Annotated in this window: 8 protein-coding genes and 1 tRNA gene; all 9 read left to right on the top strand. The window is 65.5% G+C overall.

The genetic code is table 11. The features are described 5' to 3' along the window. Window positions 1–182: 182 nt before the first annotated feature. Window positions 183–1,766, top strand: a complete 1,584-nt coding sequence (locus tag AC1DJN_RS16955) for a cytochrome ubiquinol oxidase subunit I (RefSeq protein WP_478039551.1) — start codon at window positions 183–185, stop codon at window positions 1,764–1,766. Between the two features lie 15 nt (window positions 1,767–1,781). Next, entirely contained in the window at window positions 1,782–2,936 is a 1,155-nt protein-coding gene (cydB, locus tag AC1DJN_RS16950) for a cytochrome d ubiquinol oxidase subunit II (protein ID WP_025876453.1), read from the top strand. Between the two features lie 54 nt (window positions 2,937–2,990). After that, window positions 2,991–3,104: a cytochrome bd-I oxidase subunit CydX gene (gene cydX / locus AC1DJN_RS16945; RefSeq protein WP_025876452.1), complete on the top strand. Its 114-nt coding sequence runs from the start codon at window positions 2,991–2,993 to the stop codon at window positions 3,102–3,104. Window positions 3,105–3,160: 56 nt separating this feature from the next. Further along, window positions 3,161–3,237: transfer RNA gene (locus AC1DJN_RS16940), tRNA-Pro, on the top strand. A 227-nt stretch (window positions 3,238–3,464) separates the two neighbouring features. Then, entirely contained in the window at window positions 3,465–4,670 is a 1,206-nt protein-coding gene (locus AC1DJN_RS16935) for a CynX/NimT family MFS transporter (protein ID WP_478039548.1), read from the top strand. A gap of 372 nt (window positions 4,671–5,042) precedes the next feature. Further along, on the top strand, window positions 5,043–7,082 hold the full coding sequence (gene pgaA, locus AC1DJN_RS16930) for a poly-beta-1,6 N-acetyl-D-glucosamine export porin PgaA (protein WP_442251536.1): 2,040 nt from the start codon (window positions 5,043–5,045) through the stop codon (window positions 7,080–7,082). 1 nt (window position 7,083) lies between these two features. Next, window positions 7,084–8,991, top strand: a complete 1,908-nt coding sequence (pgaB, locus tag AC1DJN_RS16925) for a poly-beta-1,6-N-acetyl-D-glucosamine N-deacetylase PgaB (protein ID WP_478039545.1) — start codon at window positions 7,084–7,086, stop codon at window positions 8,989–8,991. 7 nt (window positions 8,992–8,998) lie between these two features. Further along, window positions 8,999–10,246: a poly-beta-1,6-N-acetyl-D-glucosamine synthase gene (gene pgaC, locus AC1DJN_RS16920; protein WP_425602691.1), complete on the top strand. Its 1,248-nt coding sequence runs from the start codon at window positions 8,999–9,001 to the stop codon at window positions 10,244–10,246. After that, on the top strand, window positions 10,243–10,734 hold the full coding sequence (gene pgaD, locus AC1DJN_RS16915) for a poly-beta-1,6-N-acetyl-D-glucosamine biosynthesis protein PgaD (protein ID WP_032978740.1): 492 nt from the start codon (window positions 10,243–10,245) through the stop codon (window positions 10,732–10,734). The genes pgaC and pgaD overlap by 4 nt, the downstream gene beginning before the upstream one ends. Window positions 10,735–10,905 lie beyond the last annotated feature (171 nt).

Here is a 10,905-nt window from a genome sequence, read left to right as displayed (position 1 = left end):
CAACAGCCTTCCCCTGCGGCCGGCGGTCGCAGTCTTCATCGGGTTGGCATACGATCCTCCTGAATACCTGTTCATACATTGATCTGGATCAAGGCTGTTTGAAGTAGTCGGTCACATCATTCACCCCGTAGACCACCCTTCCCGCCACCTGCAACGGCACTATCCAACGAGGTAGCCAGGCCATGATTGATCAGACAGTCGTAGAACTGTCGCGGCTGCAATTCGCTCTGACCGCGATGTACCACTTCCTATTCGTACCGCTCACGCTTGGCCTGTCCTTCATGGTGGCCATCATGGAAAGCGTGTACGTCATGACCCGCAAGCAGGTCTGGCGGCAGATGACCCTGTTCTGGGGCACCCTGTTCGGCATCAACTTCGCCATCGGCGTGGCCACCGGCCTGGTGATGGAGTTCCAGTTCGGCATGAACTGGTCGTACTACAGCCATTACGTGGGTGACATCTTCGGTGCGCCGCTGGCCATCGAAGGCCTGATGGCGTTCTTCCTGGAAGCGACCTTCATCGGCCTGTTCTTCTTCGGCTGGAAGCGCCTGAGCCCGGTCAAGCACCTCACCGTAACCTGGCTGATGGCGCTGGGCACCAACCTGTCGGCGSTSTGGATCCTGRTCGCCAACGGCTGGATGCAGAACCCGACCGGTGCGGTGTTCAACCCGGAAACCATGCGCATGGAAGTGGTCGACTTCGCCGCGGTGCTGCTGAACCCGGTGGCGCAGGCCAAGTTCGTGCACACCGTCAGTGCCGGTTACGTGACCGGTGCGATCTTCGTGATGTCCATCAGCGCCCTGTACCTGCTGCGCAACAAGCACAGGGACATGGCCCGCCGTTCGTTCGCGGTCGCCGCGGCCTTCGGCCTGCTGTCCTCGCTGTCGGTGGTGGTGCTGGGTGACGAGAGCGGCTATGCCGCCAGCGAGCACCAGAAGATGAAGCTGGCGGCGATCGAAGCGATGTGGGAGACCGAGCGTGCGCCGGCCGACTTCACCGCCTTCGGCATTCCCAACCAGGACACCCACACCAACGACTACGCGATCAAGATCCCATACCTGATGGGCCTGATCGCCACCCGTTCGCTGGACCAGCCGATTCCGGGCATCCTGGAGCTGGTGGAGCGTGCGGAGCACCGCATCCGCGGTGGCCAGATCGCCTATGGCGCACTGGAACGGGTGAAGAAGGACAAGACCGATCTTGCAGCGCGTGAAATGTTCGATCGCCATTGGCAGGACCTCGGCCATGGCCTGCTGCTGAAGCGTTACCGCGAGGACATCCTCAACGCGACGCCGGAGGAAATCTCCAAGGCCGCGATGGATACCGTACCGCGCGTGGCGCCGCTGTTCTGGACCTTCCGCATCATGGCCGGGTTGGGCTTCTACCTGATCGCCTTCTTCGCGCTGGCCTTCTACTTCTCGTGCCGCAACAACTTCCAGGACAAGCGCTGGTTCCTGAAGCTGGCCGTGTGGAGCCTGCCGGCGCCGTGGATCGCGATCGAATGCGGTTGGTTCGTGGCCGAGTACGGCCGCCAGCCGTGGGCGGTGGATGGCGTGCTGCCCACGTTCTACGCGGCATCGGGCCTGGCACTGCATGAAATCCTGACCACGCTGGCGGTGTTCACCAGCCTGTACACGGTGCTGCTGATCATCGAAATCAAGCTGATGCTGAAGGCGGTCCGCAAGGGCCCGGACGACATCCTGCCGACGCTGCAGGCCGACATCCGCCCTGTTTCCCCCAATGCCGTTGCCCCCGGCCAGGCCTGAGGCAGGAGAATCCAGATGGAATTCATTGCACTTGATTACACCACGCTCCGCGTGATCTGGTGGCTGCTGCTCGGCATCCTGCTGGTCGGCTGGGCCGTCATGGATGGTTTCGACCTCGGCGTCGGCACGCTGCTGCCGTTCGTGGCAAAGACCGATGAAGAACGCCGGCTGGTGATCAACACCGTCGGCCCGGTCTGGGAAGGCAACCAGGTCTGGTTGGTGCTGGGTGGCGGCGCGATCTTCGCCGCATGGCCGCCGCTGTACGCGGTCAGCTTCTCCGGCTTCTACCTGGCGGTGTTTGCGATGCTGTTCGGGTTGATCCTGCGCCCGGTCGGCTTCAAGTACCGCAGCAAGCTGCCGTCCAAGCGCTGGCGCGACAACTGGGACCGCGTGCTGTTCGTCGGTGGCCTGCTGCCGGGCCTGATTGCCGGCGTCGCGGTGGGCAACGTACTGCTGGGTGTGCCGTTCCACTTCGATGACACCCTGCGCGTGACCTACACCGGTTCGTTCTTCGGCCTGCTCACACCGTTCGCGCTCATCGCCGGCCTGATCAGCGTGGCCATGCTGGTGTCGCACGGTGCGGCCATGCTGGTGCTGAAGACCGACGGCCCGGTGGCCGAACGTGCAGCGCGCTATGGCAGCATCGCCGCCATCATCAGCTTCGTGCTGTTCGCCGCTGCCGGCGCCTGGGTGGCCTTCGGCCTGCCGGGCTACCAGATCACTTCGCAGGTGGTGACCGACGGGCCGACCAATCCGCTGCTGAAGACCGCCGAACTGGGGTCCGCCGCAGGTGGCTGGCTGCGCAACTACAGCAGCATGCCGGCAACGCTGGTGTTCCCGGTGCTGGGCCTGCTGGGTGCGCTTGCCAGCGCGGTGCTGCTGCGCGCGCGTCGTGGCGGCCTGGCCTTCATCGCCTCGGGCGCGTCCATTGCCGGCATCATCCTCACCGTCGGCTTTGCGATCTTCCCGTTCCTGCTGCCGTCCTCCAGCCAGCCCACCTCCAGCCTGACCGTCTGGGACAGTTCGTCCAGCCACCTCACGCTGTGGGTCATGCTGCTGGCCACGGCCATCTTCCTGCCGATCATCCTCGCCTACACCACCTGGGTGTACCGCGTGCTGAAGGGCAAGACGACGGTCGAGGACATGGACGACAACCCCAACGCGTACTGATTGCCCGTGTGCCGGCCCAGGGTCGGCACACCCCTCGCACACAGGAGATTGACCATGTGGTATTTCGCTTGGATTCTCGGCGCCGGCCTGGCTTCGGTCGTGGCCATCCTCAACGGGATGTGGTTCGAAGCGCGCGAAAGCGCCCGCGCCGACAAGGAAGTGCGTTGAAACTGTAAAAAAGGGTTGCCGATACGGCCTTCACACCGTATTCTTGGCGGCTCCTTCGGGGTGTAGCTCAGTCTGGTAGAGCGCTACGTTCGGGACGTAGAGGTCGCAGGTTCGAATCCTGTCTCCCCGACCACTYCGGTGGTCACCAAGAAGCCTGGAAGACATCAGTGTCCTCCGGGTTTTTTTGTACCTGGAATCCGGGACACCCGGCTACGCCGCCATCAGCACATGCCGCCGGGGACCCGACCCGGCCCGGCCACGTACAATGGCCGCCACTCCCCCACCTGCCACACCGGCCGCGCCCGGTGCGGGCGCTGCACGCCATTCTGCATGGCGTGCGCCACCTGCAAGGAACACCGCATGACCTCGCCCACCTCCCCTTCGCCATCACTGCTGCACGGGCGCGTGCTGGCGTTCGTCGCGATCCTGCTGGCGGCGGTCAACCTGCGTACCGCCGTCACCTCCATCACCCCGTTGCTGGACGTGCTGGGCCAGCAGTTCGGCTTCGGCACCACCATGACCGGCGTACTGGGCATGCTGCCGACCGCGTCGTTCGCTCTGTTCGGCGTCGCCACCCCGGCGCTGGCACGACGCCTGGGCCTTGAGCGCACCACCCTGCTGGCGATGCTGATGGCTGCCGCCGGCCTGCTGCTGCGCTCCAGCGCCGGCAATGTCGGCACCCTGCTGCTGGGCTCGGTGATCGCACTGGCGGGCATGGGCATCGGCAACGTGGTGGTGCCGCCGTTGGTGAAGCGCTACTTCGCCAACAAGGTCGGCACCATGAGCACGCTGTACATCAGCGTGCTGCAGCTGGGCACGATGATGCCGGCGCTGTTGGCGGTGCCGGTGGCCAACGCCGCAGGCTGGCGGGTGTCGCTGGGCATGTGGGCGCTGCTGGCGCTGGCTGCGACCCTGCCATGGATGCTGCTGGCACGCAGTGCGCCCAGGCCGGTGCTGGACAGCAGCGATCCCACCGCGCAGCCGCACGGCAAGGTCTGGCGTACCTCGTTGGGCTGGARCATGACGCTGATGTTCGGCATGACCTCGCTGATGACCTATTCGATGTTCACCTGGCTGCCGCGCATCGTGGTCGAAGCCGGCGCCACGCCCGCCTTCGGCGGGGTGATGGTCGCGGTGTTTTCGGCACTGGGCCTGCTGCCATCGCTGGTGATCCCATCGCTGGCGGTGCGCCTGCAGAATCCCTTCCCGCTGGTGCTGATCGGCTTCTCCGCCTTCGTCATCGCCTTCGCCGGCCTGCTGTTCGCCCCGATGAAGGCGCCGTTGCTGTGGGCCTGCCTGCTGGGCGTCGGGCCGTCCACGTTCCCGCTGGCGCTGACCCTGATCAATCTGCGCACGCGCACCCCCACCGGTTCGGCGGCCCTGTCCGGCTTCATGCAGGGCGTGGGCTACAGCTTCAGCTGCCTGGGCCCGTTCCTGGTCGGCTGGCTGCATACCGTCAGCGAGGGCTGGACCCTGCCCTTCGCCTTCCTGTTCGGCTGCGCACTGCTGATGCTGTGCGCCTCGTGGGTGGCCTGCAAGCCGCGCAAGCTGGAAGACCTGTGGTGACCGGACCGGCGGGCTGACGCCCGCCGCCGTGAAGCTGGACCCACACACCCCACTACCGCGATCTACACACCGCCGCCGCAGCAGGTGACGTAGCGTGTCCGAAGCTGACCCGTTATGCGTCCAGAACTGGCCTTGCCAGCAGGATCGCCCCACAGGGCGGCCCCTGGCTGTCCCGTGCCGTTCCAGTGGACGGCAGAAAAGTGTATGCGCGACAACGCGTTGCGACAGGGCTGGCCGGTCATCCAAGGACTCTCCGTCAACAAGGTACGGATAGGAAGTAGGCGCTTTGGCAGAGCGTCAGCTATAGTTGGCATGTGATGTGCGTCACACTTTTGAGCACATCGTTCAGCAATGGATGCTTAGGGGGGTCTCATGGTTGTTCATCGTCCGCTGGCGCTGTGCGTCGGCCTGGCCTGCGCCACTTTGGCGTGCTGGGCCCACGCGGCCTCGCCGCCCACCGTCATCACGCGCGCCGACCGGCTCGCCGAGATCGGGCACTACCGTGACCAGGCACGCTGGGTCGATGCACTGGCAGCGATCGAGCGGGCGCAGCTGCGCGAGCCCAACGACGACCTGCTGTACAAGCTGCAGGTCCTGACCCTGGGCGACATCGGCAACGCCCATCGCGCCTGGCGGCTTTACCAGGCCCGGCCCAACCTGTTCGACCAGGACCAGAAAGCGCGGCTGGAGGCCAACTACGTGGCCAAGCTGGTCAACTGGAGCCTGGCCTACGGGGAAAGCGAAGACACCCGGCTGGACGAGGCCGAGGCTTCGCTGGCGGAAATGGAGCAGTACGTCGAGCGCGATGGCACAACGCAGGCGCAGGCGCCGCTGCGTATCCGCATGGACCGGCTGATCCTGCTCAACCGCCTGGCCCGTCACGCGCAGGTGCGCGACGAGGCGCGGGCGCTGCAGCGCGAAGGCCATGCCCTGCCCGATTACGTGCTGCCAGCCGTAGGCGACTCGCTGATGGCCACCCAGAACCCGGAGGAGGCCATTCCCTTGCTGGAGGCCGCCGCAAAGAACGATCCCTCACGCTTCGAGACACGCTCGGAGCTGGCCTATGCCTATCTGGAAACAGAGCAGGCGGAGAAGGCGGTGGGCTACCTGCAGGCCTGGCAGAAGGACGAACCGGCCTGGCGCTGGGGCGGCGGCAAGACCCCCTTCCAGAACTGGGCGCGTTACGAGGCCGACCTGAACCTGGGGATGGTGCGGGCCTACAGCGGCGACCTGCCCACGGCCCAGCGCGAACTGGAAGCCCTGGTCGAGGTCGGCCCGGGCAATGGCAGCCTGCAGACTTCACTGGGCAGCGTCTACCAGATGCGCGGCTGGCCACGGCGGGCACTTGAGCGCCACCAGATGGCCTATACGCTGGACCCGCGTGACATCGCGCCGCGCCTGGGCATGTACGAATCCTACGTGCAGCTGCAACGCGACGACCTGGCGCGGCCGCTGCATGACGACCTGCTGGCACGCTATCCAAGCCAGCCGGCGGTGCAACGCATGGACCGTGACTGGCGCGCCCATCGCGGCTGGCAGCTGCTGGCCAAGGTCGAGGGTGGCCGCAGTTCCGGCGGTGGCGGCACCTCACCGCTGGGCAACGACGACCTGCACTACGGCGTGGAAGTGGCCTCGCCGGTTCTCAACGACCGCTGGCGCCTGTTTGCCTTCGCCGACCGCCGTTCGGTCAGCTTCCAGGACCAGGACATCGACCCGCTGTGGATCGGTGCCGGCGTGCGCTACCGGTTCGACCGCCTTGATGCCGAGGCAGCGGTGATGCGCCCCAACGACAGCATCGGCGACACCGGCCTGCGCGGCGGCTTCGGCTGGCAGTTCAATGATCGCTGGCACGCCGGCGTGACCGCTGCCCGCAATGATCCGGAAGCCTCGATGCAGGCACGCGTGGCCGGCATCACCGCTGACAGCGTTGCGGTTGCAGTGGACTACACGCGCAACGAGCGCACCCACTGGAGCTTCGGTGGCAGCCAGTTCCGTTACGACGATGGCAACCGCCGCGATACGCTGAACAGTGCGATCGAACAACGGCTGTTGACCCGCCCGCGCCTGTTGATCGATGGCGTGGGCAGCGTCTACACCAGCCGTGGCAGCCGCGACGATGCACCCTACTTCAACCCCTCGCGGGATCGCTCGGTGGAAGTGGGCCTGCGCATCGATCAACAGCTGTGGCGCCATTACGAGCGCCACTTCCGCCATCGCCTGACGGTCTCGGTGGGCAACTACTGGCAGGAAGGTTTTGGCAGTTCAATCATTCCGACCGTGGCCTATCGCCACGAATGGCAGTTCGATCAAGGGCGGATCCTCGAGTACGGCGTGAGTTGGTCGCGGCCGGTCTACGACGGCCAACGTGAACGACATATCGGCTTCGATGCCGCGCTGCGCTGGGGAGAATGAGATGGAACGGATGCTTCGCAACCTGACGACCGTACTGCTGCTGGCGCTGCTGGCCCTCGCCCTGCCTGCCGCAGCCCAGCGCGCCAGCTCGGCCGCGGAACTGGACGCGGCCGACAACGGCCTGCTGGTCCTCAGCTACCACGACGTGCGCGATGATGTGCTGGAAAAATCCGACGGCGACGCCTACGCGGTCAGCACGCAGAACTTCGCCGCACACCTGGACTGGCTGTCCGCGCATGGCTATCACCCGGTCTCGCTGTCACAGCTGATCAAGGCCTCGCGCGGCGAAGCAACGCTGCCGCCGCGACCGGTGCTGCTGACCTTCGACGACGGCCTGCGCAGCGTGTACAGCCGCGTCTATCCGCTGCTGCGCGCGTACAACTATCCGGCGCTGGTGGCGGTGATCACCGACTACGTGGACATGGCACCGGGCCGCACCATCGACTACGGCTACCGTCCCTTCGGCCATGACGACTTCCTGACCTGGGACCAGCTGCGCGAGATGCAGGCCAGCGGCCTGATCGAACTGGCCAGCCATACCGACAACCTGCACCACGGCGTGCAGTCCAACCCGCAGGGCAACCAGACCCCGGCGGTGATCACCCGCATCTACGACCCCAAGGCGCAGCGCTATGAAAGCGCGCAGGAGTACGAGAAGCGCCTGCGCGACGATCTCGGCCGCAGCGTACAGCGCATCGAGAAGGAGCTGGGTGTACGCCCGAAAGCGATCGTCTGGCCGTATGCCGCCTACAACCAGTTGAGCAACGACATCGCCGAGCAGCTGGGCATGCCGGTGTCCTTCGACCTGGAAGGTCGCAGCACGCCGGTGACGGCCGACCTGCATGGCCTGGCACGCCTGCTGGTGACCAGCAATCCGAACATCACCTCGCTGGCCTTCGAGCTGCGCCGCAACGTCAATCTGGACGGCACCCGTGCACTGCAGATCGATATGGACTCGGTCTACGACAGCGACCCTGCACAGCAGGCGCGCAACCTGGATGCGCTGATCGAGCGGGTGAAGCGGATCGGCCCGACCCATGTCTACCTGCAGGCCTTCGCCGATCCGGACGGCAACAACACCGCCGATGCCCTGTACTTCCCGAACCGCCACCTGCCGATGCGCGCGGACCTGTTCAACCGCGTCGCCTGGCAGCTGAAAACCCGTGCCGGGGTGAAGGTGTATGCGTGGTTGCCGGTGCTGGGCTATGAACTGCCCGACGCTGCGCAGCGTGCGGCGCTGGGCATCCAGAGCCCGGAACGCGATGGCATGTACCGCCTGGATTTCACCAAGCCGCAGGCACGACAGATCATCAAGGACATCTACGAAGACCTGGCGATCAATTCGTATTTCGAAGGCCTGCTGTTCCACGATGACGGCTACGTGCGCGATACCGAACTTGCCCAGCTGCCGCAGGAAGGCAGCGACGGCGGCCGCACCCAGGCGCTGATTGATTTCACCCTGGAACTGCGTGACAGCGCACAACGCTGGCGCCCCAAGCTGGGCACCGTGCGCAACCTGTACGCGCAGCCGGTGCTGGAGCCGCAGAGCGCGGCGTGGTTCGCCCAGCGCCTGGACCTGTTTAACAAGGCTTACGACCGTACCGCGCTGATGGCGATGCCGTGGATGGAAGGCAGCCGCCGCCCGCAGCGTTGGCTGRACAAGCTGGTGGTGGCCGTGCGTGCGCACGACCCCGAGCTGAAGCACACGATGTTCGAGCTGCAGACCGTGGACTGGCGCACGCAGCGGCCGATCAGCGGCGAACAGCTGCGCGCGCAGATCCGCCGCCTGCAGGCACAGGGCGTGCGCCATTTCGCGTGGTACCCGGACGATTTCATCGCCGACAAGCCGTCGACCCAGGATGCACGCGCGGCGATGTCCGCGCGCAACTTCCCGTATCCGGAGAAGTGACGTGGACATGAATCCGTGGCTCAACGCCATGTTCCAGTTCGCCTTCTTCTACCCCATGGTGATGGCGTTCTTCTGGATGTCCGGGGGCCTGTACTACTTCTTCCGCCGTGAGCGGAAGTCGCGGCCGCGCAACGATCCACCACCGATGGCGGAGTATCCGTTCGCCAGCCTGCTGATCCCGTGCCACAACGAATCGGCGAACCTGGACGACACCCTCGGCGCGGCATTGGCCCAGCGCTATCCGGACTTTGAGGTGATCGCCATCAACGATGGCAGCACCGACGACACCGGCACCCGCCTGGACGCGCTTGCAGAGCTTCATCCGCGCCTGCGCGTGGTCCACCTGGACCGCAACCTGGGCAAGGCCAACGCGTTGCGCATGGGCGCGCTGGCCGCGAGATCGGAGTACCTGGTGTGCATCGATGGTGATGCCATGCTGGAAGAGTTCGCCATGCACTGGATGGTCTGGCACCTGACCAGCGGCCCACGCGTGGGTGCGGTGACCGGCAACCCGCGCATCCGCAACCGCTCCACCCTGCTCGGCCGCCTGCAGGTGGCGGAGTTCTCCTCGATCATCGGCATGATCAAGCGCGCCCAACGCGTGTACGGCCGCATCTTCACCGTGTCCGGCGTCATTGCCGCGTTCCGTCGCACCGCCCTGCATCGCATCGGCTACTGGGCCGATGACATGGTCACCGAGGACATCGACATCAGCTGGCGGCTGCAGCTGGATCATTGGGACATCCGTTACGAGCCCAATGCGCTGTGCTTCATCCTGATGCCGGAAACGCTGAAGGGCCTGTGGCGGCAGCGACTGCGCTGGGCACAGGGCGGCGTGGAAGTCCTGTTGCGCCACGGCTCCTCGTTGTTCAGCTGGCGCAAGCGGCGGATGTGGGGCGTGCTGCTGGAATACATCCTCAGCGTGCTGTGGGCCTACACCATGCTGGTGATCATCCTGCTGTGGGCAGTGGGCAAGTTCATCCCGATGCCGCCGTCGCTGTACATCGACACGTTGCTGCCGCAATGGCATGGCGTGATCCTGGCCCTGGTCTGCCTGCTGCAGTTCGCCAGCAGCCTGATCATCGACAGGCGTTACGAAACGCATATCGGCCGCAACTATTTCTGGGTCATCTGGTACCCGATGGCGTACTGGTTGATCAGCCTRTTCACCACGCTGGTGGCGCTGCCGAAGACCCTTCTCCGGCGGCGTGGCAAGCGAGCCACCTGGGTCAGCCCAGACAGAGGTATCCGATGAACGCACATCGCCAGAGGACTGCCAGGACGCCGTCCAACCGCTTCGACTCGCGCCTGATCCAGAAGCCGCTCAAGCAGCCCCGCCTGCAGCGCACCGCCTGGGGCTTTGTGACCCTGGCATTCTGGGGGTTCTACTTCTACCTGTGGGCACCGCTGGTCACGCTGGTGTCCTGGTTGCTCGGTGGGCAGCTGGCGTGGCTGCAGCTGTACGAGCGCAAGCAGCATCTGGACCCGTTCGTGATCATCGCCCTGCCGGTGATCCTGGCGTGCTGTGCGCTGCTGCTGATCGCCTGGGCCGAGTACAACCGCTACCGCTTCTCCGGCAAGGAACGGCGCGGCCCGCACGAGGACGCAAGTCGTGCGGAGATCGCCCATTCGCTGGGTGCCAGCGATCAGCTTGCCGAACAGATGTTCGGTGCCAAGGCCATCACCCTGCACATGGATGAGCATGCACGGCCGCTGGGCATGACCGCGCAGCTGTTGAGGTAACGGGGGTTCGGCCGGGCGGCGCCCGGCACCCGCAGAGGCAGCGGCCAAGGCAACAGCAACAGCTGGCATTCCGTGGGAGGCGGGGCGGTGTCGGATTGCGGGGACGCCGCAAGTACGTCCTTGTAGGCTTGGCAGCCGCATCCATGCGGCTGACACCCCGCAATCCGACAC

The organism is Stenotrophomonas sp. 05L414_2, from assembly GCF_056397905.1.
Note: the sequence above shows the minus strand (reverse complement) of the source record. Positions and strands in the feature narration are given on the sequence as shown.

Excerpts from the sequence above, each read along its gene's own strand:
- pgaD (WP_032978740.1), top strand. The coding sequence starts at position 10,243 with ATGAACGCACATCGCCAGAGGACTGCCAGGACGCCGTCCAACCGCTTC.
- pgaA (WP_442251536.1), top strand. The coding sequence starts at position 5,043 with ATGGTTGTTCATCGTCCGCTGGCGCTGTGCGTCGGCCTGGCCTGCGCC.
- cydX (WP_025876452.1), top strand. The coding sequence starts at position 2,991 with ATGTGGTATTTCGCTTGGATTCTCGGCGCCGGCCTGGCTTCGGTCGTG.
- cydB (WP_025876453.1), top strand. The coding sequence starts at position 1,782 with ATGGAATTCATTGCACTTGATTACACCACGCTCCGCGTGATCTGGTGG.